The sequence below is a fragment of the Halobacillus sp. Nhm2S1 genome (genome assembly GCF_019599545.1).
In the GTDB taxonomy this organism is placed as follows: Bacteria; Bacillota; Bacilli; order Bacillales; family Halobacillaceae; genus Halobacillus.
Map to the genome: position 1 here is coordinate 13,037 of NZ_JAIEZV010000001.1, position 26,347 is coordinate 39,383.

The 26,347-nt window shown below is 42.8% G+C and carries 24 protein-coding genes; 20 read left to right on the forward strand and 4 right to left on the reverse strand.

Annotation, left to right across the window (positions count from 1 at the left end; all coding sequences use genetic code 11):
- Positions 1 to 83: 83 nt before the first annotated feature.
- The 7 genes from K2225_RS00070 to K2225_RS00100 all read left to right on the forward strand — a co-directional run bounded on the left by K2225_RS00070 (position 84) and on the right by K2225_RS00100 (position 10,171).
- Positions 84 to 1,214, forward strand: coding sequence for an ROK family transcriptional regulator (locus tag K2225_RS00070; RefSeq protein ID WP_255574247.1), 1,131 nt, complete (start codon positions 84 to 86; stop codon positions 1,212 to 1,214).
- 14 nt (positions 1,215 to 1,228) lie between these two features.
- Complete coding sequence (locus K2225_RS00075) at positions 1,229 to 2,335, forward strand: extracellular solute-binding protein (RefSeq protein WP_220582955.1); 1,107 nt, start codon at positions 1,229 to 1,231, stop codon at positions 2,333 to 2,335.
- Between the two features lie 24 nt (positions 2,336 to 2,359).
- Positions 2,360 to 3,328: an ABC transporter ATP-binding protein gene (locus tag K2225_RS00080; RefSeq protein WP_370632668.1), complete on the forward strand. Its 969-nt coding sequence runs from the start codon at positions 2,360 to 2,362 to the stop codon at positions 3,326 to 3,328.
- Between the two features lie 123 nt (positions 3,329 to 3,451).
- Complete coding sequence (locus tag K2225_RS00085; RefSeq protein ID WP_220582956.1) at positions 3,452 to 5,137, forward strand: ABC transporter permease; 1,686 nt, start codon at positions 3,452 to 3,454, stop codon at positions 5,135 to 5,137.
- 16 nt (positions 5,138 to 5,153) lie between these two features.
- Positions 5,154 to 6,635 (forward strand): argininosuccinate lyase, encoded by a 1,482-nt coding sequence (gene argH, locus K2225_RS00090; RefSeq protein ID WP_220582957.1) that lies wholly within the window; start codon positions 5,154 to 5,156, stop codon positions 6,633 to 6,635.
- Between the two features lie 224 nt (positions 6,636 to 6,859).
- On the forward strand, positions 6,860 to 8,086 hold the full coding sequence (locus K2225_RS00095) for a DUF819 family protein (RefSeq protein ID WP_220582958.1): 1,227 nt from the start codon (positions 6,860 to 6,862) through the stop codon (positions 8,084 to 8,086).
- 387 nt (positions 8,087 to 8,473) lie between these two features.
- Entirely contained in the window at positions 8,474 to 10,171 is a 1,698-nt protein-coding gene (locus K2225_RS00100) for a retron Ec67 family RNA-directed DNA polymerase/endonuclease (RefSeq protein ID WP_220582959.1), read from the forward strand.
- Between the two features lie 148 nt (positions 10,172 to 10,319).
- On the opposite strand, the gene K2225_RS00105 is transcribed toward K2225_RS00100, so the two are convergent.
- Positions 10,320 to 11,447 carry a toxic anion resistance protein gene (locus K2225_RS00105; protein WP_255574054.1) on the reverse strand — a complete coding sequence of 376 codons (1,128 nt, stop codon included), beginning with the start codon at positions 11,445 to 11,447 and terminating at the stop codon, positions 10,320 to 10,322.
- 53 nt (positions 11,448 to 11,500) lie between these two features.
- Entirely contained in the window at positions 11,501 to 12,355 is an 855-nt protein-coding gene (locus K2225_RS00110) for a hypothetical protein (RefSeq protein WP_220582960.1), read from the reverse strand.
- A gap of 960 nt (positions 12,356 to 13,315) precedes the next feature.
- Between K2225_RS00110 and K2225_RS00115 the strand changes: the two genes are divergently transcribed.
- The 5 genes from K2225_RS00115 (at position 13,316) to K2225_RS00135 (ending at position 17,936) form a co-directional block, all read left to right on the forward strand.
- Positions 13,316 to 14,611: a hemolysin family protein gene (locus K2225_RS00115; protein WP_255574055.1), complete on the forward strand. Its 1,296-nt coding sequence runs from the start codon at positions 13,316 to 13,318 to the stop codon at positions 14,609 to 14,611.
- A 218-nt stretch (positions 14,612 to 14,829) separates the two neighbouring features.
- Complete coding sequence (locus K2225_RS00120) at positions 14,830 to 15,177, forward strand: DUF4260 domain-containing protein (protein WP_220582962.1); 348 nt, start codon at positions 14,830 to 14,832, stop codon at positions 15,175 to 15,177.
- Positions 15,178 to 15,189: 12 nt separating this feature from the next.
- On the forward strand, positions 15,190 to 15,939 hold the full coding sequence (locus K2225_RS00125; protein WP_220582963.1) for an aminoglycoside adenylyltransferase domain-containing protein: 750 nt from the start codon (positions 15,190 to 15,192) through the stop codon (positions 15,937 to 15,939).
- Between the two features lie 281 nt (positions 15,940 to 16,220).
- The gene (locus K2225_RS00130) at positions 16,221 to 17,084 is read left to right on the forward strand and encodes a hypothetical protein (RefSeq protein WP_220582964.1); all 864 of its coding nucleotides are present in this window, start codon (positions 16,221 to 16,223) and stop codon (positions 17,082 to 17,084) included.
- Between the two features lie 585 nt (positions 17,085 to 17,669).
- A complete protein-coding gene (locus K2225_RS00135; protein WP_160911753.1) occupies positions 17,670 to 17,936 on the forward strand; it encodes a hypothetical protein in 267 nt (88 codons plus the stop codon).
- Between the two features lie 222 nt (positions 17,937 to 18,158).
- Here the strand turns inward: K2225_RS00135 and K2225_RS00140 are convergent, their stop codons facing one another.
- A complete protein-coding gene (locus tag K2225_RS00140) occupies positions 18,159 to 19,157 on the reverse strand; it encodes a tRNA dihydrouridine synthase (protein WP_220582965.1) in 999 nt (332 codons plus the stop codon).
- A 346-nt stretch (positions 19,158 to 19,503) separates the two neighbouring features.
- Here K2225_RS00140 and K2225_RS19940 point away from each other — a divergent pair, with 346 nt between their 5' ends.
- Entirely contained in the window at positions 19,504 to 19,626 is a 123-nt protein-coding gene (locus K2225_RS19940; protein ID WP_255574056.1) for a hypothetical protein, read from the forward strand.
- A gap of 171 nt (positions 19,627 to 19,797) precedes the next feature.
- Here K2225_RS19940 and K2225_RS00145 read toward each other — a convergent pair whose 3' ends face one another.
- Complete coding sequence (locus tag K2225_RS00145; RefSeq protein WP_220582966.1) at positions 19,798 to 21,492, reverse strand: N-acetylmuramoyl-L-alanine amidase; 1,695 nt, start codon at positions 21,490 to 21,492, stop codon at positions 19,798 to 19,800.
- Between the two features lie 211 nt (positions 21,493 to 21,703).
- On the opposite strand from K2225_RS00145, the gene K2225_RS00150 reads away from it, so the two are divergent.
- From K2225_RS00150 to K2225_RS00180, 7 genes are all read left to right on the forward strand, one after another.
- A complete protein-coding gene (locus tag K2225_RS00150) occupies positions 21,704 to 22,918 on the forward strand; it encodes an EAL domain-containing protein (protein WP_220582967.1) in 1,215 nt (404 codons plus the stop codon).
- Between the two features lie 133 nt (positions 22,919 to 23,051).
- The gene (locus K2225_RS00155; protein ID WP_220582968.1) at positions 23,052 to 23,315 is read left to right on the forward strand and encodes a hypothetical protein; all 264 of its coding nucleotides are present in this window, start codon (positions 23,052 to 23,054) and stop codon (positions 23,313 to 23,315) included.
- 16 nt (positions 23,316 to 23,331) lie between these two features.
- Positions 23,332 to 23,802, forward strand: a complete 471-nt coding sequence (locus tag K2225_RS00160) for a GNAT family N-acetyltransferase (protein WP_220582969.1) — start codon at positions 23,332 to 23,334, stop codon at positions 23,800 to 23,802.
- 230 nt (positions 23,803 to 24,032) lie between these two features.
- Positions 24,033 to 24,848: a GGDEF domain-containing protein gene (locus K2225_RS00165; protein ID WP_220582970.1), complete on the forward strand. Its 816-nt coding sequence runs from the start codon at positions 24,033 to 24,035 to the stop codon at positions 24,846 to 24,848.
- A gap of 159 nt (positions 24,849 to 25,007) precedes the next feature.
- Complete coding sequence (locus K2225_RS00170; RefSeq protein ID WP_220582971.1) at positions 25,008 to 25,187, forward strand: hypothetical protein; 180 nt, start codon at positions 25,008 to 25,010, stop codon at positions 25,185 to 25,187.
- Between the two features lie 351 nt (positions 25,188 to 25,538).
- Positions 25,539 to 25,925 carry an ectoine synthase gene (locus K2225_RS00175; RefSeq protein WP_220582972.1) on the forward strand — a complete coding sequence of 129 codons (387 nt, stop codon included), beginning with the start codon at positions 25,539 to 25,541 and terminating at the stop codon, positions 25,923 to 25,925.
- An 89-nt stretch (positions 25,926 to 26,014) separates the two neighbouring features.
- Positions 26,015 to 26,263: a hypothetical protein gene (locus K2225_RS00180; RefSeq protein ID WP_220582973.1), complete on the forward strand. Its 249-nt coding sequence runs from the start codon at positions 26,015 to 26,017 to the stop codon at positions 26,261 to 26,263.
- Positions 26,264 to 26,347: the final 84 nt, after the last annotated feature.

A 26,347-nucleotide genomic window follows, 5' to 3' on the forward strand; every position in this document is an offset into this window, starting at 1 on the left:
AGTAAGTTGTTCTAACTAACTAACACAATCGTAATAAAGGAGCACATGCCATGCAGAAGGGTGATGCAGCATACATCAAAAACATGAACAAAAAGTTAGTACTAAAATGTATTCGTGATCATGAGCCAATATCGCGCTCTGAGATCTCAAAAAAAATACATATGAGTAAACCCTCTGTGTCCTTGTTGGTAGAGAACCTGATCCAGGAAGGGTGGGTGCTTGAAACAGGCACGGGTAAATCTACCGTAACGGGTGGAAGAAAACCTGTTCAACTGGTTTTCAATCCTAAATCTTCCTACGTCATTGGTGTGGATATAGGAGGAACGAAAATTGCCTCTGGCATTACCTGTTTAAAAGGTAAGATCTACGCATACCGGGAATTTGCTACAAAGGATTATATAGAAGGAGATCTCCTCAAGCGTTTGAATGAGGATGTTCACGATATGTTGAAGGAACTCAGCTTAACCGTCCAAGATATTATGGGGATGGGAATGGGAGTACCTGGAGTGACCAACGTAAAGGAAGGAATAGTCGTAGACGCACCAAGTTTGAAATGGGTCAATTACCCTGTTAGAGAGCAGGCCAGTCAATACTTCCCTTTTCCTATATATATAGAAAACGATGTGAACACAAGTGTATTAGGCGAACATTGGGTGGGGGCAGGCAAAGCTTTGGAGAACATCATCTATATCGCTGTCGGCACAGGTATTGGAAGTGGAATGATTCTCAATGGAAAACTCTATAGAGGAAGTAGTTACAGTGCAGGGGAAATGGGATATCTTGTTACGGATGCCCAAAAGGCGAGAGGGTACCAGCCAACCATTGAAGGATATGGCTTCCTGGAAAGCATAGCAAGTGGTGCTTCTATTGGAAAGCGCCTCTCTGAACGAAAAAATAGGGATGTGACAGCAAAAGAGGCCTTCGAGTTAAGGAGACAAGGCGATCCAGATGCGATGGACATCGTAGATACAGCAGTCGAACATTTAGGCTTTGGAATCGCTAATTATATCTCACTGTTTAATCCAGAGTTAGTCATTATAGGAGGTGGTGTAAGCGGTTCATTTAACGAATACGAACAAACGTTATCCAGGATTGTAGAGGAGTTTACACCAGAGAGCTGCAGAGTAGTTCCATCCACATTTGGGAGAGAAGCAGGTATCGTCGGAGCCGTCGCGTTATTTCTGAAAGAGTATGAGTCAGTCATTCAAATCTGAAGGGGGCATATCTAATGAAAAAGAAAACTCGTTGGGTGAAGGTTTGGGCTTTTTTACTTGTCTTTGGTTTTATACTTACTGGCTGTATGGCTGGGAACGACGAAGCCAGCAGTACGGAAGGGGATTCAAATGAAGGATCCAGTGGCGAAAATGGAGACTTAGAAGAGAAGGTCGTTGTTTACTCTCCTCATGGGAAAGACATATTGAGTGAATTTGAACAACAATTTGAAGCAGAGTATGACGTTGATATGGAATTCCTGGATATGGGTTCGCAAGAGATTTTGGATCGAGTCCGGTCTGAGGAAAATAATACCCAAGCCGATATTTGGTGGGGAGCTCCACAAGTAATGTTCGATGAAGCGAAAAATGAAGAACTTCTGCAAGCCTATGAACCAAGTTATGCCGATGCACTTGATGAGATGTACCACGATGAAGAGTGGTATTGGACAGGAACGTCTCAAACACCTGAGGTCATCCTATACAATAACAAAGAAATATCGGAAGAAGAAGCGCCTAAAGATTGGGATGATTTGATTGATCCGAAGTGGGAAGATGAGTTGATCATCCGTTATCCGCTGGCTTCTGGTACGATGCGTACCATTTACTCAGCGATGATTTATCGCGACTATAAAGATTCCGAGAGCCCTGAAGCGGGTTATGAGTGGCTGCAAAAATTAGATGAAAATACGAAAGAATACGCCGCAAACCCGGAAATCATGTATAACCAAGTCGCCAAAGGTGTGGGGAATCTTTCTGTTTGGAATATGCCTGATACCGTCATGCTTGCTGAAGAAAAAGATTACCCGTTCAGCTACGTTATTCCGGAGAGTGGGACCCCTGTACTGACCGAAGGGATCGCTATGGTTGAAGGAGCTCCTCACCCTGAAGCGGCTAAAGCCTTTTATGAATTTGTCAATACTCAGGAAGCCGCTAAATTATTAGCAGATAAATATTACCGCATCCCGACAAGAGATGATGTGGAAGACCTTCCAGAGTGGATCGAAGAAACGGAAATTAATGCGATGGATATTGACTGGGCGGTATTCCAGGAAAAATCTGAAGAGTGGATGGAGCATTGGGACAATAACATAAAAAATAGTGAAAAAGAAACAGGTAACTAAACCATCGGTAGAGGAGTTGTTGGCATGTCGTCTGTAACCCTTGCAAATATAACAAAGCGATTCGGTAACTTTACAGCTGTGAAAGATTTAGATTTAGTCATAGAAGAAGGAGAATTCTTTACTTTTTTAGGGCCCAGCGGGTGTGGAAAAACAACGACTCTCAGGATGATTGCCGGATTCTATTATCCTTCTGAAGGAAAAGTGAAATTCAATGAGAAGGATATGACAACCGTTTCACCGGAAAATAGAAACACGGGCATGGTTTTTCAAAACTATGCCCTTTTTCCACACATGACCGTTTACGAGAATGTCGCTTTCGGTTTGAAAGTAAGGAAGAAGAAGAAAGCGGAAATCAAAAAGCGGGTGGAAGATGTTCTAGAGAAAGTGAGATTGAAACCATTCATCGATCGCCAAGTGAGTCAATTGAGCGGTGGGCAGCAACAACGTGTGGCTTTAGCAAGAGCCTTAGTGATTGAACCTGACATTTTACTCTTAGATGAGCCGTTAAGTAATTTGGATGCGCGTTTAAGAGATGAGATGAGAAATGAAATCCTTAGGTTGCAGCGTGAATATGGAATTACGACGATCTACGTCACCCACGATCAGGTGGAAGCTCTCACGATGAGCGACCGGATTGCCGTCTTTAATGTAGGGAATTGCCAGCAAATAGGAACGCCCACAGAGATCTACAATCAACCCGTCAATGACTTTGTAGCCGAATTCATTGGGGAAACCAATCTATTGGATGTGGAATGGAAACAAGATGAGGAAGAGTTTTATAGTGGAGGATTAAATAGAAGGATTGAGGTGACTCCTCCTGGACCTGAGACGAATGAGGGGCCGTTAAAAATGTCCATCCGTCCAGAAGCCATCCAAGTGTCAGAGACAGAGTTGACCGGCCCAAACGTTTTGCAGGAAAGGTCGATTTGGTTCAATTTACAGGAGAAGCCGTGCATAGTTTCATCGCAATCCATGAGAGTGAAGTTACTTTGAAAGTCACTGACCTTAATAAGGGTCCGAGTACGTATTTGAAAGAGAATGCCCAAGTATATGTACAATTGCCACCTTCTCAAGTACGCGTCGTACCCAAGGCGAAGAAGGAGTGAGTAACCCTTTATGCTGAATGCTGAAAAAAGAAAAACCCTATTCTTACTTATCCCTATTATCCTGATTTTAGTGGGCTATGTCCTTTATCCGTCCATAGAAACTTTATTGGAGAGTTTTAAAAGAAATGGATCGATGACACTCCAGAACTATATTGATTTTTTCGGTCCTAAGGCTCAATCGAATCTGGAAGCTTTATGGAATTCCGTCTACATATCCTTATTATCTGTATTGCTTAGCGCATGCATTGGGATTCCACTGGCTTTCATTTTCACAAGGTATGATTTTCCCGGGCGGTCCTTCTTTTCTGGAATTGCTATCATGCCGATCGTTCTTCCATCCCTCGTCGGGGTAATGGCTTTCATGTGGCTTTACGGAGAAGTGGGGTTAGTCCCAAGTGCGATCAGGGATATTTTCGATCTTGAAGAAGTTCCTTTCAGTATTGGCGGTGTGTCAGGTATATTGATTGTGCACGCCTATACGATGTATCCCTATTTCTATATGACGGTATCATCAGCATTGAATAATGTGGATCCATCGTTGGAAGAATCAGCGGCCAATTTAGGTTCCAGCCGGCTCGGGGTTTTTTGGAAGGTTACTTTTCCTTTGCTGACTCCTGCCTTAGTGGCTGCTTCGCTTCTTGTATTTATGGTATCCATGGCATCCTTCAGTGCTCCTTTTCTGCTTGCTGGAGGGTATAGGGTATTAAGCTTACAAATCTACTTTTCTAAAATTAATGGCAACTTGGAAATGGCGGCTACACAATCTGTCATTCTCTCCATTATATCGATTTCTTTTCTGTTATTTATGCGTTGGTTTCAGAGTCGGAAGGATTACAGAATGGGAACCAAAGGGATTGGTGCGCACCGAAGTGAAGTCAGCAGTCCATTGTTGAAATGGGTCATGGTGAGTTTAGGGGTCGTCGCCATGATCGTCCTGCTTCTGCCTCACGCCGTTTTGGCTATCCTATCTTTTGTTCCTGAAGGATCGTGGACGTGGCAAACCTATCCGACTTCTTTCAATTTTGAAAATTACCGGCTGCTTTTTGAGGACCCGAACATATGGGATCCTGTAAGAAACAGTTTATTTATGGCCTTTGTCGCCTGCTTAGGATGTTTCGTGTTTGGAATGCTCACTTCCTATGCATTAGTGAAGAGGAAGTTCATCGGGAAAAACTTGCTGGATATTCTTGTGATGATTCCTTGGGCATTGCCAGCTACTGTTGTGGGGATGAACCTTATTCTAGCTTTTAATAAGGAAACACCATTTTCATTCGGACAAGTCTTAGTAGGAACCTACTGGATTCTGCCACTTGCCTATTTTGTCCGATTTATACCATTAGTTGTACGTTCAACGTCTGCCGTTTTAGAGCAGTTGGATGATTCCATAGAAGAAGCAGCACAAAGCCTCGGGGCTAAATGGTTCTATACGTTTAGAAGAGTCGTCTTACCTATTATTATGCCAGGAGTCCTAAGTGGTACTTTGCTTGCGTTTGTGCAGGCGGTTGGGGAATTCCCGACCTCCGTGTTGTTATATACATTAGATAACCGCCCCATCTCCATAGAAATTATGAACCAGCTCAGATTATTCAATTTAGGGCAGGCCGCTGCATTCGGCATGATCCAAGTCGGGTTAATCGCCATTGTGATGGTCATTTCGTACAAGTTTTTCGGTGTGAAATCAGAAAATACTCTTTAATAGATGAGGTGATGGGATGAGTAATCTGAAGGCAAACTTTGAATCAGAAGATGGAATCGGATTTCCAGGGAAGACTTATGTCAATGAGTTGTTAAAACCCGTGTTCAAAGATCAGCACGAATACCTTTTCGATGCGATGTTCATGGTTCACCGTGCTCACACGACGATGCTTAAAGAACAAAAAATCATTACCGAAGAAGAAGCAAAGGAAATCATCCATGGTGTTAAAAAAGTTTCGCAAATGAACAAAGAGGAATTCCAATATGATCCTGTTTATGAAGATTTATTTTTCTTAGTTGAATCTAAAATCGCTGAGCTTATCGGTCCTGACTTGGCCGGAAAAATGCACATTGCCAAAAGCAGAAACGATATGGGGGAAGCCATGTACAGGCTGGTGATTCGGGAACACTTGCTGGAGTTGATTGCTCATACACAAGCACTCGGGCAAGCCTTAGTCGAACAATCAAAACATCACGTAGATGACGTGATGCCTGCTCATACCCATACACAACCAGCCCAACCGACTACCTTTGCCCACTATCTGTTAGCTATCTCAGATAATCTTTACCGTGATGTACAAAGGCTTCAGAATGCCTATGATACCGTCAACCGTTCACCAATGGGAGCTGCAGCGATTACCACGACTGCTTTTCCAATTAATCGTCATCGTGTAGAAGAGCTATTAGGATTCAAAGGGATTATGGAGAATTCCTATGATGCTATTGCGACAGGCGATTACCTGTTGGAATCCGGGCTTTCCATCGTCAGCCTAATGACAAACATGGGGCGGTGGATCCAAGAGTTTCTTAGAATGGCTTCACGAGAGGTAGGGTTGTTAAAAGTGTCCGATGCTTATGTTCAAGTGAGTAGCATCATGCCGCAAAAAAGAAACCCCGTCTCCTTAGAGCATTCACGAGCCCTTGCCAGCAGTGCAGTTGGGGAAGGGTTAACAATCGTGCAGATGATTCATAACACCCCTTATGGAGATATCGTAGACACAGAGGATGATCTGCAACCCCACCTCTATGAAGGTTTCGGAAAAGCTTTGCGAGTCGTGAAGTTGATGAGAGCTGTCATTTCAACGATATCCTTCAATAAAGACGAAGCGAGAAACCAAGCCGCCATGAACATGATTACCATTACAGAACTTGCTGATGTTCTAGCGCGGGATTATGGTGTACCCTTCAGAGAAGCTCACAGCCTCTCAAGTATGGTGGCGAAAAAAGCCTCCTGTTTAAATAAGGAGCTTTACGAGCTTAAAGTTGATGAGGTGAATGGATGGATTCAGACGGTGGAAATTACTGAGGAAGATTGGAAAACCATTGTAGATCCTCAACAGTTTGTTGAGAAAAGAAGTATTCATGGCGGACCTAATTCTGAAGTGGTGAAGGGTATGATTGAAGATCGTGTCGAAAAGTGGAGGACCATTGATGAAGATGTGAAATCAGAATTGAAACGTATTGAAAGTATAAAAACTGATTTAGACAAAACTGAGTAAGAGGACCTTATTTTAATTAAAAATTTAACGAAGTGGGGCAGTGGTTCCAAGGAGTCCTTTTTATGCTAGCTAGCGCTCCTTAACTTCATTCGTTTATTGAAGAGTTGACTATGATAAGTGTCTGATCTCCACAACGCTAATGGTTTATGGTGGTGGGGGTCAGGCATTTTCTTTAGGGCAAAGGCATCGCCGAGCTTTTAAAAAATAACAAAGAGGTGAGTCATTTGGATAACACGTTAATATCGTCAGACAATACGTGGGCACTCTGGACGTTTCTGACAGGGTGGGCTGCAATCAGTATTTACTTAGAGCAAAAGTACAAATGGGCATCGAAAATTTCCGGAGCCATCATTGCATTAATTGGAGCCATGGTATTAGCTAATTTAAATGTGATCCCACTTGAGTCAAGTGTGTACGATGCTGTATGGAATTATGTCGTTCCGTTGGCGATTCCGTTACTGCTGTTTCAGGCGAATATAAAGAAGATTTGGCAGGAAAGCGGACGTATGTTGACTATTTTCCTGTTAAGCTCCATCGGTACGGTCGCCGGTACCATTATCTCATTCCTGCTCCTAAAAGATATGATCCCACATCTGGATAAAATAGGTGCCATGATGGCAGGATCCTATACGGGTGGCGGAGTAAACTTTGCAGCCATGTCCGCAAAATTCCAGACTCCAAGTGAACTCGTTTCGGCTACCGTTGTTGCAGACAATATGATGATGGCCACCTTCTTCTTTGTTCTGATGGCCATCCCGACATTTTCATTCTTCCGTGACCGCTTCCAAACCCCTCATATTGATGAGGTAGAATCGGGTGTTACTGGAGAGGAGAGTGAAACGCAGGCCGCTTCTTTCTGGAAAGGAAAAGAAATATCATTAAAAGATATTGCAATCAGTGTGGCAAGTGCATTTGTCCTCGTTACAGTATCCTTTAATCTTGCAGACTTTTTTACCGCAGTCCTTCCTGCTGGCGAGGATGTAAACATCATTTATCAGGTGTTAGGCGGTATCATTGGCGATCGTTATCTAATGCTTACGACACTTACTGTACTGGTCGTTTCATTGTTCCCCAGACAATTCGAAAGCATCAAAGGAACACAGGAACTTGGGACATTCTTGATTTATTTATTCTTTGTAGTCATTGGGGTACCAGCATCCATCGCAATTGTAGTAACCACATCACCTTTATTATTGGTATTTGTTTTAATCATTGTTCTAATGAATGTGTTAGTCTCTCTGGTTTTGGGTAAGTTGTTTAAATTTAGTTTAGAGGAGACCCTTCTTGCGAGTAATGCGAACATGGGAGGTCCGACAACAGCTGCGGCCATGGCGATTGCTAAGGGCTGGCATAAACTGATTGTGCCGATTCTTCTTGTTGGTACGCTCGGGTATATCATTGGAAACTACATTGGGACAGGACTTGGGTACTGGTTTCAAAATCTGATGTAAATTAGGTGAAGTAGGGAATTGTTAAGGTATTCTAAATTCGCCCTTGTCTGAGAGAGTTTAGATATGGGTTGTTGCTTTTGTAGCAAGTCGGTTTCGTCCGACACTTTTTAGAAGTTGTTAACCACAAAACAAAATGGTGGCTTTCATTAAACATAAAAACTTCTTTACATAAGTGTTCAAGATTATAATGTCGAAAAATAATTAGTATTTGTGTATAATTGTTTATAGCGTGTGGCTAGATTTTTCGCTTGTGCTTCGCAAGCGTTGACAATAATGGTGGGAACATTAGCTTCTCGTATTCTATTAAATTTGACTATTTGGTCGTTTTATTAGCATGATCGCATAATGAGTAGCCACACGTTAATCCATAGGAGCGTTTTATGTTATATGTTAAAATTTAATGAAATTAAAACACGAAATGAACTTGCAGAGTATTTGAATATTCCAAGGAGACAATTAAGTTACATATTGTATGTGAAAGGCATTAATAATTTATACACTTCGTTTGAAATACCAAAGAAAAATGGTGGATCTCGTAAAATTAATGCTCCATCAGGAGATTTAAAAGACATTCAACTGAAGCTTGCAGAAGCTTTGTACGCTCATGTGAAAAAAAAACTGAATAAAAAAAATAATATATCCCATGCATTTGAAAAAAATAAGAGTATTATTACTAATGCAAAAATTCACCGGAACAAGAGATGGGTTTTGAATATTGATTTAGAGAATTTCTTTGAAAGTATTCATTTTGGTCGTGTAAGAGGTTTTTTCAATAAGAATAATAATTTCTTACTACCTATTGAAGTAGCCACAGTTATAGCACAAATATCATGTTATGAAGGTAAATTGCCTCAAGGAGGTCCTAGTTCTCCAGTCATCTCCAATTTAATTTGTGAGATACTTGACTATAGGTTGTTAAAAATCGCGAAGAAATACAAGTTGAACTACACACGGTATGCAGATGACTTAACCTTTTCGACCAATGAAAAAAAATTCCCTGAACTACAAATGGATTTTTATAAAGAAATATCAAAAGAGATAAGACGAGCAGGATTTATAGTTAATGAAAAAAAGAAAAGGTTACAATACGAAGATTCTAGGCAAGAGGTAACTGGGCTTGTTGTAAATAAGAAAGTAAACGTAAATAGAACCTATTACAAAAAAACTAGGGCAATGGCACATCAACTTTACAAACAGGGAAGTTTCGAAATAGATGGCGAACCAGCCACTATCAATCAATTAGAAGGTAGATTTGCATTTATTAACCAACTAACTTGGTATAATAACAAAATAGATGGTGTCAAACGTAATTTTAGAAATTTAAGTTCAAGAGAGCGTGAATACCAAAAATTTCTATTTTATAAATATTTCTTCTCAAATCCCAAGCCGCTAATAGTGACGGAAGGTAAAACTGATATTGCATATATAAAATCAGCACTAAAAAACCTACACGACGAATATCCTGATTTAATTTCCAAAAATAGTGATGGAACATTTGAGTTGAAAGTGTCTTTTCTTAAGAAGACGAAGAGATTGAAATACTTTCTGGGAATTTATCAGGATGGCGGTAGTGCATTAAATAACATATATGAATTCTTTGACTCTAGAAAACCAATTCCTAATTATATAAAGTACTTTAAGAAGATAAGCAACTCTTTGCCTCAAAATCCCGTGTTTTTAATGTTTGATAATGAGATTAGGAGTGGGAAGAAGAAGCCTATTGGGAAATTTATTGACCATGTTAAGCTCGGAGATGAAAAAAAAGGAATTCTAGAAAAGGATTATATGGTTAATATTGTTGATAATTTAAATATTTTAACTGTCCCTCTAATTAAGGGGAAGTCTGAATGCGATATAGAAGACTTGTTTGACGATACAGTGCTTTCTCATATAATTAATGGAAAAGAATTTAACAAAAAAGATAATTATGATTCTTCGAAATACTATGGCAAAGAAATATTCTCTAAACATATTTTGAAAAATTATACTAGTGTAGACTTTAGTGAATTTAGGTCAGTTTTAAATAACATAAACAATATTGTAAACGATCAAAAGAAAGCTTTGAAGGAAAAAAGCATGGTCTAGAATCATAATACTAATAAAAGTAAAAGGTTAAGTGCCTGCCCCCCCACTAGTTTAAGATGATGAGGGTCAGGGACTCTATTGATATATAACACTAATATCAAGCAATGATACGAATATGGCATAAGCCAGCAAATAAACAAAGAGCGCTTCAGTCACGAAGCGCTCTTTCTCTATGACTACTAGTTTGAGATAACCTCTTTCGCACATTTTCATTCAAAGCATCCATCTCTTCAATAAACTGCTCACTAGAAGCAATAATCCTTTCCGACGATTGCTCCGTCGTCTTTAATGCATCAAACACATTATCAAAAGACTCCTGAAGAGCTTCCATACTAATCGCCGGATTCTCCATCATCTCGGTCGTCTCTTGCGCATTTTCCTTCAAATTCCTGGAGTTCGAAAGCAACATCTCCTCAGTCGCTTTATTGACGCCGTTCACCGTATCAATCACTTTCCGCTGATTATTCAAAGCAAGCTGGATCGAAGCGGAGACGGTGATAATATTTTTCGTCAACGTCACCGCATTCCGGATCGATTCCTTCAGCTTTTCATTGTTTTTCTTAATGATATCGACAGAAGAAATACTCTGATGCAACACACTCTTCATCTGCGTCATGTTTCTCGTCCGTGTGATGATTTTCTCTTTTCCTTCGGTAAGCAGGGCCAGGTCGTATTCGCCGGTTGCTTCTTTTTCTTTCAAAAGCTCAAACAGCTTCTTCCCGAGATAGATCTGCTTGTCCAGGTCATAAATCCGCTTCTGGGCGTTTTCTTTGATCAGCTGTAATTCGACGCTGTCTTCTTCCAGGCGGTCTTTCCCGGCCAGTAGACTGCGGACAACCATATCAATCTTCGAGTCGACCGTTTCATATTTCTTCATGTAGCGGTCGATGGGCTGTTTTTTGCTTAGTTTATAGAAGAACTTCTGCACGCCGTTACCTTCGGTGCGCTTTGGATCAAGGTCTGATACGATCGTCTCGAGTTCTCTCAGCGAATCGGGGATGTCGTTGTTGCCTTTGGTCATGAGGTCGTTGACCGGGCGCTTCAACGTTTCCATTGTCTCACCGGCGACGCGCTGTTCTTTTTCTCCGAGGTCTCCGAGTTCTCTCATCACATCAGATAGGGAATCGTCTCTGGATGAGTCGAACCTTCCAGCGTAGGCTTCGGCTTCTTCGTTCAGGCGTTCGATATCTTCTTTTTCAATAAGCGTCATCGCTTCTCTCAGATCCTGTTGGTTCATTTCCGCTTCTTTATCTTTATAGGGAGAATGTTTACTCATGTCCATACCTCCTGTATGTCATTCGTTGGTTTTAAGAAAAACAAAACGGTCGTTTACTTTCGTGAAAGGAAGTTTTCGTCTTTCTTATTATATTTAGAAGCAATGATTCCTTTGCTTCTGGCAAAGTTCTGCGTATGGCTTTCTTCTTCTTTTCGCTCCAGTGTTTCAATGAATTTCTGCAGATCGTACATCGTTTCCACCAGTTCATGTTTCCGTTTTTCCTTATTCTCATCGGACAATCGCTGAAACGATGCGATGAAGTCAGGGACGTCTTTGTCCATCATCGTCTCAAGGGCGTACTGTTCTTCGATGTCGAGTTCTTCGATCCGTCTGAACTGTTTCTCGGTCCGTTCCTTCAAGGACGCCCATTCCTGTTGAAGGTCCGGATGGTTCTCGAGAAACGGGAAGTCCCAGTCTTCGAAGATCGGTTCTTCCTGATGTTCAAACGTTGTACTTTCTCCGGATACTTCCATGTGCTCAACATAGGTATTCACATGTTTGAACAGGACCTCTGAAAAATCTCTCAGCGTGCCTCCGAGTCCTTTTTTCCTCGTAAATTCTTCTTTCAGAAAAGTAGGGAGGAAGGCTTTTTCTTCTTCGATCCATTCAAAGCGTCCCAGCAGCATTTTCGGCGGCTTGCCGTAAAACTCGAGGGTTCCTCTGAATGTGTTGGACTTCGGAATCACGGCGGAGAATAAGACACCGTTCCAAAATCCATCCATAATATATCTCTTCTTCATCTCTACCAGTTCTTCTATATCCAGATCGAAATAAACAGGGCGTTTTCCTTTGATCACCTGCTTCATATCTCTCATCGTTTGAAAATCGATGTAGCGCTGATATTCGGAGGTATGTGGCATGAATGTTCTTTCCAAATTCTCAAGCACAAATGAGTTGAGGTTTTCCATGCTTCGTCAGCCCCTTTTCCGTCTTTCCTTTTCCACGACTAAATGAATCTATGATACTTCAAGAATACCACAAAATGGGGTTTCAGACTAAGATATACCTACGTCTCCGCCTATTGAAGAGGAACCGTGGGTTGTTCCTCATGGGTAAGGAAATGAAGCTGTCCTTATTATGGATATACGTACAGCCGGGATGCAACGTTTCACCATCTTGTATAATTCTCTCAACGATTTCGAATTTTATATGGGAATAAAATTGAGAAAATGTTCCTTTTATTTACATTTACTAGTTGATTAACATCTAGGGATGCTGTATGATAATTTTACAGTCTATGAGTATAGACTGTGCTCAGAAGAGCTCATATACTCCAAAGGGGAGTAGCTTTCAGTTATGTCGACATCACGTGGTCTTTCGGCCGCCGGCTTAACTGGCAACTTAGAGTTGTTTGCGAGACCTTTGCCATTTTAGGTGAAGGGTGAAGTGCATACATGAAAAAGACCTTTACCATCGATTGGTAAAGGTCTTTTTTAGGATTTTCATCGAGCCAGGATAAACCTTCATTAGTGAGCAGGAAAATTTAAGTTAAATAAAGAAAAATGGCATATGATTTACAAAGTGCTTTATTCAATTTTTAGGAGGGCAACTAAACTGAAGAAGACGTATTTGATTTTTATGATTAGGGCACCAGGAATTCAGCCTCTTTCTTATTTCCTGGAAAAATCAATACAAACTCAAGGTGTGTACTCTTATGTGTCTTACGGGAATCGCATTCCCGAAAATATACCTTCTAGAGGTGAATGGCTGACTTTAAAGCTTTGTGATTGGAGAAAGCAGATCAGGTGTTAAGATGTAGCTGAAGAATACATGGTTTTTTCATCAATGGTATTGGATCCATCTAAGGGATCATTAAATATGGAGGTGAATCCCTGTTTTTCGGGGACTTATTGGATATTCAACTCGTCATGAATTTATTCTTAGTGGTTCTTTTAATCGTTTTGACTGCTTTTTTTGTAGGCTCAGAGTTTGCCGTTGTCAAAGTAAGACTGTCCCGATTAGACCAATTAATCGATGAAGGAAATAAAAAGGCACAGAAAGCAAAAAAGGTAGCGGAAGATCTGGATTATTACCTTTCGGCCTGTCAGCTAGGGATTACGGTCACAGCCTTAGGTCTTGGCTGGTTAGGAAAACCGACCGTAGAGAAGCTTTTGTATCCTTTATTTGATAACCTTGGCATATCACAAGCTTTGGCATCAGTTGTTTCGTTCGTTGTCGCATTCTCACTTGTTACATTCTTACACGTCGTGATCGGAGAATTGGCACCCAAAACGTTAGCGATTCAATTTGCAGAAAAAATGACTTTGTTATTGGCACCCGCTCTCTATTGGTTTGGGAAGCTCATGTTTCCATTCATATGGATACTAAATGGATCTGCGCGTATGTTTCTCCGTGGCTTTGGCGTTGAACCAGCTGTTCATGATCAGGCCCACTCTGAAGAAGAGCTGAAAATTATCATGGCGCACAGTTATCAAAATGGGGAAATCAATCAAACCGAATTAAACTATATGCAAAGGATTTTCACTTTTGATGAACGATTAGCGAAGGATATTATGGTGCCTCGTACGGAAATGGTGACGTTAACGAAAGATATGACACACGAGGATTTAATGAACGTCATTCAAACGTATAAACATACCCGATATCCTGTCACCAAAGACGGGGATAAAGATAACATTATCGGATTTGTAAACGTTAAAAAGCTTCTTATGGATTATGATGGGGATCAAATCTCGCTTCCAGAATACATTCAGCCCATTCCGTTCATGCTCGAGAATACACCTGTTCAGAACGTGTTGATGAACATGAAGAAAGAACGGGTTCATGTAACCCTGCTCCATGATGAATATGGGGGAAGCGCTGGAATGGTGACGATGGAGGATATATTAGAGGAAATCGTCGGCGATATCCAAGACGAATTCGATACGAATGAAACCGTGGATATTAAAAAAGTTGAAGAACATCTCTATCACATCAACGGAAAAACCTTGCTTTCGGAGATCGAGGAGGCCTTGAATATTTCATTCCAGGAAAGAGAAAAGATCGATACGATTGGTGGATGGCTGCAGATGCACAATGTGGAGCTTCATCCTCAAGGGAAAATAGAAAATGAAGGTTACTCCTGGACCATTCTCGAAACGGATCACTACCAAATTAAAAAGGTTGCCGTTCACCTGCCATCGAATGAACTGGAATTCCTTTAGAATAGATCTACTAGAAAAAGTCCTCCTGCTACAAGAAAAGCAGGGGGACTTTTCTGACTTTCCTGTAGAAGAGAGGGGGAATTCTATTAAAAATTGTAAATCTCGTAAAAGTATCGAGTTTTATTCAAGGAAAAATGATATCTTTATCATACAAGGATTTCCATCGGAATAGGAATGGATGGATATTGGTACCATAATTGTTTCAGAGGTGAGTTATAATGCCACGACTTCTCCTGCATTTAGAAGGAGCTATTGTATTTCTTACAAGCTTGTATTTCTACCAGCAAAACGATTTCAGCTGGCTGGCCTTTGTCTTTCTTTTATTAGTTTTCGACATATCCATGCTCGGCTATCTAGTAAATGAAAGGGCAGGGGCAGTCATCTACAATATCTCTCATAGCTACATCCTACCTGTCGTTCTGATCCTGGTGGCCATCATTACTTCTGTCGATTGGCTCCTGATGATCAGTCTCATTTGGATGGCTCACAACGGCATGGACAGGATGTTTGGCTACGGTTTGAAGTATCCCAGCGGTTTTAAAGATACCCATTTTCAAAAGGTCTAGGAGGTCGGAGATATGATTGATTCTTTTCTCGTAGAGTGTACAGAGAAATTCCATGAAATCATCGGAGAGAATTTAGTTGGCGTTTATTTGCATGGCTCGCTTGTTTTAGGCGGGTTCGTACCTGAACAGAGTGATGTGGACCTGATTGTTGTGACGGAACATCCAATGACTAGGAAAGACTCAGAACAGGTCACAGGCTTTTTATTAGAAAAGTCAGGATCTCCCTTTCCAATTGAAATCTCTATCATGAATCAACAACAACTCAATCACTGGCAGCATCCAAGTCCTTATGACTACCATTATAGCGAAGCCTGGCGGGAACGGTTTTTAAATGGTGAGGTTATATATTCAAATCATTATGATAAAACGGACCGGGATTTAGCGGCCCATTTAACCATCCTTTCTCATAAGGGATGTGTTCTGTTCGGGAAGCCGATTACGGAGGTGTTTCCTTCAATTTCTGAAAAGGACTACCTGGATTCGATCCTGAATGACTATGAGGATTGTTTGGAAGAAGTGCTGGATCACCCCGTTTATGCTGTATTGAATATCCTCCGGGTCTATCTCTATTTGGAAGAGGGGAAAATCTATTCAAAGGATGAAGCTGGACGGCGGGGGATGCGTTCTTCATTTTCTTCTACGATCGAAAAAGTATTTAAGAGAAGGAGAGGGGAAGAAGCTTCCTTATCTGAACAAGAACTGTTGTTATTCAAAGAATACTATCGAGAAGAAATAAGAAGGTTCCTTTACATTAACCAATGAGTACATACTGAAAATAGAATCCCCCTTTAATAAGACTAAAAAGTAAGCTAAGGAACCATGCTGAATTACTCAGCATGGCTTTTTTACATTTAGATACAAAAGAGAGTGGCATATTGAAGACATTAAGTTTTCTTTACGAAGGGTATCAGGTAAGTATTAGAGTTTGGAACATTTTTTCAGGGTCAAAGGTGGATTTTCCTTTATTTAATGAAGAATGCAGAGGGTGTAGCAAGAGGTAGGGAATATGAATGGAAGGAGTGTTTAAAATAGGTTTATCATCCTTGTCTAGGAGTAAGATGCACGCAGCCATGTCCCTTTTAAAGAAAGCGACCGATATTCAAATAGAACTCAATAAAACGCCCTTTAAGCGGGAGCTTATTGATCGAGCGACTCCTGTCGTTTGGTTCGGTGAAAATGTGATAGGTAATATCGTGACGATCGGGACAAACCCTTCTTCACGAGAATTTCTAGGACGTGACAAGAAGTTATTAACGGAAAATCAATCAAGATTGTACATTAGGGAAGATGGGGTTTCTTTAGAGGAGTACAAACAGGATGAACAACAGCTAAAAGCATCCATCAGGTGTTTCCGTACATATTTCCATAGGAATTCGGCGTACCGTAATTGGTTTGGAAAAGATAACGAGGCGAAACTGGAAGGGTTTTTAAATGGCATGGGAGGCTCTTTATATAGAGCAAACACCTACACACCCGTCGTTCATACAGATTTCTTTCCTATTCCCACTAGATCACAGATGGGAAAGCTACGTGAAAAAGAGCAACTGTTAAATTCAGAGTTTACCAAAGATCTCTTAGCAGAAACCCTTTATTTCTTAGCTCCATCGTTAATCGTGGTTTTAGGGGGTGAACATTGTAAAAGGTTTGATACAATGAATACGAATGGAAAATTTGGTGAGGTGAAATCAGTGGCTGATTTTCCTGCAGCCAGATACCAACTGAGCACTTATTCTCGTTTAAAGATCCCAGTGGTTGGTCTTCACTTCAAGCCTTCCGAGCAGTTTCTTGGTTTAGGGGGGAAGAGTGATGCGAATGGTAGGAGCCATGGTGAATATGGTAAGCGATCCTCTCTCTATCATATAGGAAAAGAAATTCAAATGGATGTAGACCATACGATTATAAGGTAAGTGAAGGCCTCAACTGGGAGGTCATAGGTGTTTCCATTTTGTCTGTTCTATCCTTCACTTCCTTCTCAAGAATACCTCAAACTTCGTCTTTCAGATAAAGATAATCAAAAGAGGTTATGGAGAGGATTCAAAAGATTTATGGAATGTGTTTAGTGGTTTACTGTCTTAGAAATACATAAGGTGTACAAGGGGAAAGGGTTACATTGGTTAATAAAAATTATGGAACAAGCTTTAGCAGCTGGAAAATATGCCGACAAAAAAAGGGGGAAATGATTAAATCTGATCATTTTGAGGAATGAAAGAAGCAAGTAGTAATAAAACTTCAGGTTGGGGAATGGGTCTCATAACCCCTCGACTCTTTCTGACAGGAACCTTTTACGATGAACATATATGAAATATTCAACGAGCAATTGTGGATAAGATGGCAGGTAAGACTGTCAGAGACCTTACAGTGGCTTTGTTTTTAGAGGAGATGGATGATCGGTCAAAAACGCACTATCTTCCTCCCTCAAATTCATGTATAGTAGATAAGGCACTCTTTGGCTTCTTAAGCAAAGGATTAATTATTATTTAGAGGTGAAACAAATGGACTACAATCAAATTACACAGAAAATTGAAGATATTGGCGGAAACTATATCACGATCTCTTACTTGCAGGCGACTGAGGAAGATGACTCGTTATATGACGTTTTCGTGAATGTATGGCCGAATAAAAGCATGAAGAAAAACTTTGAAACGATCGTCGTTAAAACCGATATTACGATGGAAAAGGCGGAGAACATTTCTAAACGTCTGCATACATCTTTAGGGCGTGTTTATGGAGATGTTCATTACACAGGACTCGAAGCTTAATATCTAAGCATGAAAGCATGGATGGGATCCATGCTTTTTTTATAATCATTCCTCCAGGGATGTACTCCATCTCTTTGGAGGGCTTTTCACTGTGCAAAAAAAGGCATCAGCAACGAACAAGGATATGTGCTTGGTCACAGGATGTCGTGACCAAGTTTTTACAAACATGAAAAAAGAGAAAAGCCTCGATGGCTTTTCTCTCTGGATATTGGTTGCAATAAATTAAGAGATGGAAAAACTTTGTTCTTCCTTCACTCCTGAGTTCTCGGTGAACTCGTCAAGCAGAGCACGGACTTCATCCGTCGATTCTGTGCTCATCAGCTGATTTCTAAGCTCACTCGCCCCACGGAATCCGCGCACGTAAATCTTGAAGAAGCGGCGGAGTGGTTTGAAGAGACGCGGCTCAAGTTCTGCGGAATACTTATCATGCAGGTCGAGCTGCAGACGTAGAAGATCGAGCAATTCTTCACTCGTATGCTCTTTCTTCTCTGTTTCGAAGCAGAACGGGTTGTGGAAGACTCCACGTCCGATCATGACTCCATCTACACCGTACTTCTCCACGAGTTCCAGTCCTTTTTGACGGTCAGGGATGTCCCCGTTGATCGTCAGAAGCGTATCTGGTGCTACTTCGTCACGCAGCTTCTTGATCTCCGGGATCAGCTCCCAGTGTGCATCGACGTTACTCATTTCTTTTTTCGTACGAAGGTGGATGGACAGGTTGACGATATCCTGTTCCAATAGGTGCTTCAACCATGTGCGCCATTCGTCCACTTCGGTATAACCGAGACGGGTCTTCACACTGACAGGAAGTCCTCCGGCTTTGGAAGCCTGGATGATCTCTGCTGCGACATCAGGACGGCGGATCAGCCCGCAGCCTTTTCCTTTCGTCGCGACGTTTGGAGCCGGACACCCCATGTTGATATCGATTCCTTTGTAGCCCATCTCAGCCATTCCGATACTCATTTGACGGAAGTATTCAGGTTTGTCTCCCCAGATGTGGGCGACGATCGGCTGTTCATCTTCTGTGAACGTCAGACGCCCGCGTACGCTGTCTTTTCCTTTCGGATGGCAGTAGCTTTCCGTATTCGTGAACTCAGTGAAAAACACGTCAGGTCTCGCCGCTTCACTCACCACGTGTCGGAACACGACGTCGGTGACGGCTTCCATCGGTGCCAATACAAAAAACGGTTTCGGCAACTCATGCCAGAAATTTTCTTTCATAATATATCTGAACCCTTTCTTTATAAAAATGATCGTAGTTGATAGTGTGATTTTTGATGTTCCTTCTATATCCATTACCATTTAGGCAGGATTTGAACCATTATATACTTTAATGGTATATAGCGAAAAGTGCAAGGGGAGAAGCTGGAATGTATAGTTAGAGGCCTTGATTGAACTATTAATGAAGTCTCAACCATGTTCCGCAGCCTATGCATGAGCTGTAAAAATGGAAATCTACAATGGATATGGATTTGATTCATTAACTAAACCTTTGTCCAGCGGTTGGAGTTTGTAAGGGGACTCACTAGATAATAGACTCCTATGGAACAATAAATGGAGGGCTGTTATGAGTGATACGATGATGTCAATCATGATTATTCTATGGGTTGTTGCAGGGTGGGGAGCGATTATTCTTAGAGATTTTGATATTGTGAAGGGGAGTGTGAAGGGAAATTGGGTTCACTCGTAGCTGCTGCAGGGTTTGCGTTTTTAATCATTTGGATAGCGACCGGTTTTTAGTATTCATGAACGGATAAGAAGGTGAAACCTGCTCTCTTAAAGTATCTGCTATGTAAGATTAGCATTCTCACATACCCGACAAAAAAGCCAGTACTCCTAGTTACAGGAGACTGGCTCATTTTTATATCTCATCAAGTACATCATTCAACTGCTCACGCTGCTCATCCATCTCTTGTAGCGCGTGGTTAATATTCCGCTCATGAAGCTGCAAAATCAGCTGACCATACGTGTCTCCAGGGACAGCCCATCGGCCGTTCAAGCGGGTCCATGTCGGTGCGATGCCGCGGGTGACGAGATCGAAGCGCGGGTCGACTTTTTCAAGTCCTGCGGGGATCGGATCTTTAGATGCATAGGCGTAAAGGTGCTGGATGTGGGCATGGACGCCTTCTTCTGGTGTTTCAAAAGTGGCTCCGCGAACACCACCACCGGTCGCACCGATGCCGGCGTAGTTGTTCTGGTCCGCTCTCACATCTCCGGTGAAGCGGAAGTAGTTGGTTTCATTTAGGGCCTGGGCATAAGCGACGTCGCCGCGGATGCCGTATGCTTCTCCATATTTCAAATAGAAGCGTCCGAGGTCCGGAGCGTCGGGGTTGACGGTTTTCGTGTAAGCATCAAGCTGGCAGGCCGTTAAATACATGTCTCCGAGAATCTTGTAGCCACCGTCGTCTACAGGTGGTTCCGGTTTTGGCTCGGGTTCAGGGTTCGGATCCGGCTGAGTCGGAGGCGTTAACCCTCCGCCGATGATGAAAGCACCTGTAATGCCGATGGATTCGAGGCGTTCCACTTGGGCTTCAGCGTTTTCCCTGTCGGCGTAGGCCCCGGTCTGGACGCGGTAATAGGTGACACCTTCGATCTCCGCCTGGACGATAAAGCCGTCGATGCCTTCCTGGGCGAGAGCCGTGACTCTTTCTTCCGCATTCTTGCGGTTTCGGAAAGATCCTGCGATAACCCGGTACAAGCCGTCTTCAGGCTCTTCGGGTTCAGGCTGAGGAGGGGCAGGAGTATCTTCTCCGCGTACAATAAAGGCATCCGTAATTCCGATACGCTTGAGACGCTCTACCTGTTCTTTCGCATTTTCTTCATTAGAAAAAGCGCCTGTTTGCACTCGGTAATACGTCGTTCCCGAGATTGTCGTCGGTACGACAAAGCCAGGGAACCCTTGGCCTGCGAGTGACTCGATTCGCTGTTCGGCATTCTCGCGGTTCCGGAACGATCCAGCGATGACACGGTATAAAGCGTCAGGATTGGGTGTCGGAGTAGGCGTTGACTTTTTCGGAAGGTTAAGTGCATCCGCGACGCCTTCTGCAATTCCACGGCTCACCTCATTGATGAAGGCGGATTTTCTCAAAAGGGCGAGATCGCCTGGGTTATCGACGAAAAGCACTTCAATAAGCAGGGAGCTCATCTTCGTTTTTCTTAATACAAAAAAGTTGGCACGCTTTTTCCCTCGATCGCGTACATTGTATCCTCGGATGGCGCGGTAAGTGGTGTTGTGGATGATATTTTGATAGGTGCGCGTATTGGGATTTAAAGGACCGTTATAAATATAGGTCTCAAATCCGCTCCCTCCTGCCGCGTTGTTATGAATAGACAGGAAAAAATCAGCATTTTCACGATTAGCGAGACTTGTACGAGCACCTAGTGATAACGTAACGTCTGTCGTTCGGGTCATGAGAATTTTTACTTGGTATTTTTGTGAAAGGATGCGTTGGACATTTAAAGCGATAGACAAATTGAAGGTCTTCTCCTGGTATCCGCGGTAGGTTGCACCAGGATCAGTCCCTCCATGACCAGCATCTATGACAACAGTTTTCATAGTAGTCAGTCTCCTTTCTAGACTTCCCCGTATTATATGATTCTACTAGACGAATAGTATGGTCGGGTATAAGGTGTTTAGGAAATTTATGGTCCATATGGGATTTAGTTCAAATGATGGTTTTCTTTCTTCCCTCTAGGGCTATCTTTTATTCAAAGGAAGAGGATTCATGTATAATGGAGACAGATAAAGAAAAACAGGAGGGGGACACATGGATCCACTCGATATCTTAGGCAATCTACATAAAATTAGACCAGTCTTCCAACCGATCGTCAGCGCCATCAATCAGGACGTGATCGGCCATGAAGTGTTGGCGCGTTACGAAGAAAATGGGAAGTGGCACAGTCTCGGTCCTTTTTTCCTTGACCCGGATGTTCCAGAAGAATTCAAAGTGGAAATTGATCAGCATGTGCTGCGACTTGCCGTCGACCAGATTTTAGAAAAAGGGACCGACGGGCTCTTGTTCATCAACCGCAATGCGAAACAACTGATGATCAATGACGGGGACGACCTGTTGCAATCGCTTCTTGAATATGAGCAAAAAGGATTGGATATGAAGCGGGTCGTCATCGAAGTCACCGAACATGATTTTGATGAGGAGTTCGAGACGCTGAACCATCTGCTTCTCTACTATAAAACGTACGGCATCCAGATCGCTGTCGATCATGTCGGGGCGAAGAGCTCGAACATCGACCGCATCCGCCAGCTGGAGCCTCATATTCTGAAAATCGATTCAAGGATTATCCGCCAGCAGAACGGCGACACATTCCATGACATCATGTTCTCGCTGTCGATGCTTGCGCACCGTATTGGGGCGGCGCTCCTTTTTGAAAACATAGAAGATGACTACCAGCTCTATTTCGCATGGAAACATGGCAGCCGCTACTACCAGGGCTTCTATCTTGGGTATCCCGCCTTCCAACCGGTCACCCGGGAGTCCCTGCCTCTCGATATTGGGGAGAAGATGGCCGGCTACGTCCAGCGTGAAAAGCGTCTGTTGCAGCAGCGCCATGATTTCATTAAAGCATGGGAGAAAAAAGTGAAAAACCTTCTGCCCAGGTGGGAAGGGCCGAAGAAATCCGATGTTTTCATCGAAGGTGTCACCGAGGAGTTCGATGAGGAAAGCTTCCGGATGTTCGTCTGCCACATCGATGGTCAGCAAGTGTCGTCGAACTTCAGGAAAAAGTCCGATGTATGGGAGTTGGAGCCGCACAAACGCGGATCGAACTGGGCGTTCCGTCCCTATTTCCTCGAAAACGTGATGCAGATGAAAGCGCTCAATACCGGGTTGCTTTCTGGTCTTTATTCCGATATCGAAACGAAGGAAATGGTGCGGACGTTCAGTTTCCCGCTGACGGATCAGCACTTCCTTTTCATCGACTTGAGGTATGCCTATCTCTATGAACATGAGTGTCTTCTTGCCTGAGGAAAAAAAGAAAAAGAGGTGCAGAATCATGAGGATCCCCACGCCATTTGATACGTTCCTGTAGGGAGAGAGTGAGTGCCTTGAGCCTCCTTACGGGATCGTGTCAAATCTCGAGGAACAGGACGTGGATCGTATGAAAAACAGAAATACTGATGATTACCGCCATCACAGGGAGCGCATCATCCGGAAGCATATCGACATTTTACTGTACGTGAGACAGTATGAGGAAAGTGAGCCGGGGCATCCGTGGCTGAAACACCCTGGGAAACTGGCAAAAGCGCACCGCAAAGGGGCGTATCGGTATGAGAAGAAACACAAAATAAGAAAAGCGCCGGAGAAATCACGGCTGCAGATGATGCTTGCCGAGATGGAACAGTACGAAGAGGACTGGTGCTAGAAAGAGGGGGAGCAGGTTGAACCTTTCTGTACAAGCCATGACAAGAGAGTATGCGGAAGAATCTCTCCGGTGGACGTACGAGCCGCCTTATGATTTTTACAATGTGGAACTCTCAGAGGAGGCACTTGCCGAGCGGTTGGACGGAAGTTATCGGTTGGTACTGGATGAGGAAGGAGCACTGATCGGCTTCTTTTGTACGGGAAAAAGTGCGAAAGTTCCGGCCGGTGAGAAAGATGGCGTTTACGCGGAAGCGGCGGTCGACATGGGGCTTGGAATGAATCCTGAGCTTACGGGACAGGGGCACGGCAACCTTTTTGGAAAAACGGTCCTTGCGGAAATCCTTAAGGATAATGAAGGGATCCCCGTCCGTCTTTCTGTTGCCACTTTCAATAAACGGGCCATTCGTCTTTATGAAAACATGGGGTTTGTTGAACAGGCCACCTTTCAAACAGATGCGTGTCCTTTCATAACCATGATTAAAGACTAATACAAAGCCCGGGACTTTTGCTTCGGGCTTCTTTACTGTTCTCTGTAAGCTTATTGGTGGCGGCAAAAGTGTTGAAAATTAAAGGGATTCCTTGGCAAGCATCATTTGAACATTGGAAGGTTTTAGAAGTGATGGGAGGGGTAATTTCTACTTTAGAGCCAATGTACTCAGGTCAAAAAGACTAGATGATTAGACGTTTGCTCTAACCATCGTGGAAAGGTCGTCATTTTATGAAATCATATTACTTACAATGGATGCTTTTCATCTATATCGCTGTAGGGGTTGTTCTAGGTACAGGGTTTTCCCTGACCCTCGATCAATTCATCCCCATTCCGGGTGAACAGTTTGTGTTCTTTATGATTGCTTCCGCATTCGCTGGCGCCTTGCTCGGAACCGTCAATTATTTGATCTATTACTTCTTCACAAAAATGTTCATCCGTCACTTCAACCGTGTATTGAATTCTGTCAAAAACGGTGACTTATCGGCACGGACGCAGTTCCATACAGGAGGCATCGTTGGGGAATTGAATACAAATATCAACAAGACACTGGCGAACCTCGAGCGCTCCCACAACACGATTCTACATGATGATTTGACACGGATCCCGAATAGACATGCGCTACAGCAATTTTTTATGAGTGAAGAGGAAAGCGGCGAATTCGCTATGCTTTTCATTGATGTGGATGATTTTAAGACCATCAACGATACATATGGGCACGTCACGGGGGATGAAGTGCTCCGTTACATCGCCTTCGTTCTCCACGAATCAGTGAAGGGGACCGGCCAGGTGTACCGGCTGAGCGGCGATGAGTTCGTCATTCTCCAGAAAGTTGAGCATAGTGAAAGCACGGATGAACTGTGTGGTCGCATCTATCATGCGTTCGAAGAACCTTTTCATATTGAAGTGCACACGATTTCCATCAGGATCAGCATCGGACTATGTCAGTTCGAGTTTGGCGCAAGTGATTTCGCCACCATTCTCGATGAAGCAGATCAGGAAATGTATAAGGTGAAAAACTCCCGTCAAGTCCGGCTCCGTTCGTGAAGGATAGATAGATGGAGCTGGAAAAAGGAAAACCGCTCGGATCAAACGAGCGGTTTTCCTTTTACATAGTGAAGATCGAGGCCTGACATCCACTTGCGGATTAGAATAATATAAGATCCTAAACATACCTTTATGAAGAAAACAAGGGGGACGTATATTTTGAAGGACGGTAAAGAAGAGAAGGAAAAACCAAAACTAAGACTAAGACCTATGCTAGATCAACGGAGCGGGTCACAAATCCTTAACGATTATTGTAAAGCGATTGATGAGATGAACCGACCAGCTCTTGAGAAAGCTCGTAAACTGATCGAGGATAGAAAAAAAGAAAAGGGTAAATGAAAAAAGCTATCCAATAAGGATAGCTTTAAACTTTTTTAATAAAGAACGTGCTGATCTATATACTCTTATTTTTACTTGAGTTCCGCCACTGAGTGACCACTTTAAAAAGGTGCTGTGATTCATTTTATGGATCTATTCTTATTCTTTCGGTAACTATGTAGGCGTTATCGTGTTCTTCATCAGCCTCTTGTTTTTACCTCCATCCAGTCAAGAATCCTCTTATGAATCTGCTAAGCAGCATATGGGCGTATTTCTCGTAGGTTTAGGGTGGTAATTTTAAGAAATGGGGTGGAAAGGGAGCGTTCTACTCTCATGGATAGGGAATAGATTGGAAAAGAAGGAGGAGATCCAGTGAAGGTTGTAGCGCTGAAAGATGTGATTGGGACGAGTCAGGATGTAGATGGAGGGACGTGGAACAGCCGGCGTCTGATCGTCAAGAAAGACGGAATGGGCTATTCGGTCCATGACACGATCATCCGTGCAGGGACGGAAACGCATATTTGGTACAAGCACCACCTAGAGTCGGTCTATTGTATCGAAGGGGAGGGCGAAGTCGTCACACTTAAAGATCAAAAGACATGGCCGATCGAACAGGGCGTCCTGTATGCCCTCGATGAACATGATGAACATCTGCTGCGGGCGAAAACGGATATGCGGATGATCTGCGTGTTTAACCCACCGATCAGCGGGGATGAAATCCACGATGAAGACGGGGTCTATCCGGTCGATGAATCGTAACCTTTCCTAGTCCAGGAAGGGTTATTTTTTTCCATAAAAACGGAAAATTCTGTTACAATGGGAGCGGTGGAGCGTTGAGGAGGGAATTCATGTACAAGTTTTGGGACAGAGTAGGGATGATTTTTCTAGCCGCTGGTTTTTTAGCCCTCATCCTACCGCTGTTTACGGATTTTCCTTTCCGATGGGAGTTACTGTGGATTTGTTCCGTGCCATCCGTGGTGGTTATGAGAGTAAAAGACATCCAGAATGGGAAGAAAATCGAACCGGTACTTGTTATTGCATTTAGCGTATGTATTTTTGGGTTTTCTCTGTACAGTTTACTATGGAGTAGACTTTAAGAAACTTTGTCGACCATTCTATGAGTCTATCTTTCAATCGGTTTCACTCTCATAAATAGATGGGATGACGTTAAACCAATGGAG

Bases quoted from the DNA above. Each gene is read 5' to 3' on its own strand.
- K2225_RS00070 (WP_255574247.1), top strand. From the start codon at position 84: ATGAACAAAAAGTTAGTACTAAAATGTATTCGTGATCATGAGCCAATA.
- K2225_RS00075 (WP_220582955.1), top strand. From the start codon at position 1,229: ATGAAAAAGAAAACTCGTTGGGTGAAGGTTTGGGCTTTTTTACTTGTC.
- K2225_RS00080 (WP_370632668.1), top strand. From the start codon at position 2,360: ATGTCGTCTGTAACCCTTGCAAATATAACAAAGCGATTCGGTAACTTT.
- K2225_RS00085 (WP_220582956.1), top strand. From the start codon at position 3,452: ATGCTGAATGCTGAAAAAAGAAAAACCCTATTCTTACTTATCCCTATT.
- argH (WP_220582957.1), top strand. From the start codon at position 5,154: ATGAGTAATCTGAAGGCAAACTTTGAATCAGAAGATGGAATCGGATTT.
- K2225_RS00100 (WP_220582959.1), top strand. From the start codon at position 8,474: ATGTTAAAATTTAATGAAATTAAAACACGAAATGAACTTGCAGAGTAT.
- K2225_RS00105 (WP_255574054.1), bottom strand. From the start codon at position 11,447: ATGAGTAAACATTCTCCCTATAAAGATAAAGAAGCGGAAATGAACCAA.
- K2225_RS00110 (WP_220582960.1), bottom strand. From the start codon at position 12,355: ATGGAAAACCTCAACTCATTTGTGCTTGAGAATTTGGAAAGAACATTC.
- K2225_RS00115 (WP_255574055.1), top strand. From the start codon at position 13,316: ATGAATTTATTCTTAGTGGTTCTTTTAATCGTTTTGACTGCTTTTTTT.
- K2225_RS00120 (WP_220582962.1), top strand. From the start codon at position 14,830: ATGCCACGACTTCTCCTGCATTTAGAAGGAGCTATTGTATTTCTTACA.
- K2225_RS00125 (WP_220582963.1), top strand. From the start codon at position 15,190: ATGATTGATTCTTTTCTCGTAGAGTGTACAGAGAAATTCCATGAAATC.
- K2225_RS00135 (WP_160911753.1), top strand. From the start codon at position 17,670: ATGGACTACAATCAAATTACACAGAAAATTGAAGATATTGGCGGAAAC.
- K2225_RS00140 (WP_220582965.1), bottom strand. From the start codon at position 19,157: ATGAAAGAAAATTTCTGGCATGAGTTGCCGAAACCGTTTTTTGTATTG.
- K2225_RS19940 (WP_255574056.1), top strand. From the start codon at position 19,504: ATGAGTGATACGATGATGTCAATCATGATTATTCTATGGGTTGTTGCA.
- K2225_RS00145 (WP_220582966.1), bottom strand. From the start codon at position 21,492: ATGAAAACTGTTGTCATAGATGCTGGTCATGGAGGGACTGATCCTGGT.
- K2225_RS00150 (WP_220582967.1), top strand. From the start codon at position 21,704: ATGGATCCACTCGATATCTTAGGCAATCTACATAAAATTAGACCAGTC.
- K2225_RS00155 (WP_220582968.1), top strand. From the start codon at position 23,052: ATGAAAAACAGAAATACTGATGATTACCGCCATCACAGGGAGCGCATC.
- K2225_RS00165 (WP_220582970.1), top strand. From the start codon at position 24,033: ATGAAATCATATTACTTACAATGGATGCTTTTCATCTATATCGCTGTA.
- K2225_RS00180 (WP_220582973.1), top strand. From the start codon at position 26,015: ATGTACAAGTTTTGGGACAGAGTAGGGATGATTTTTCTAGCCGCTGGT.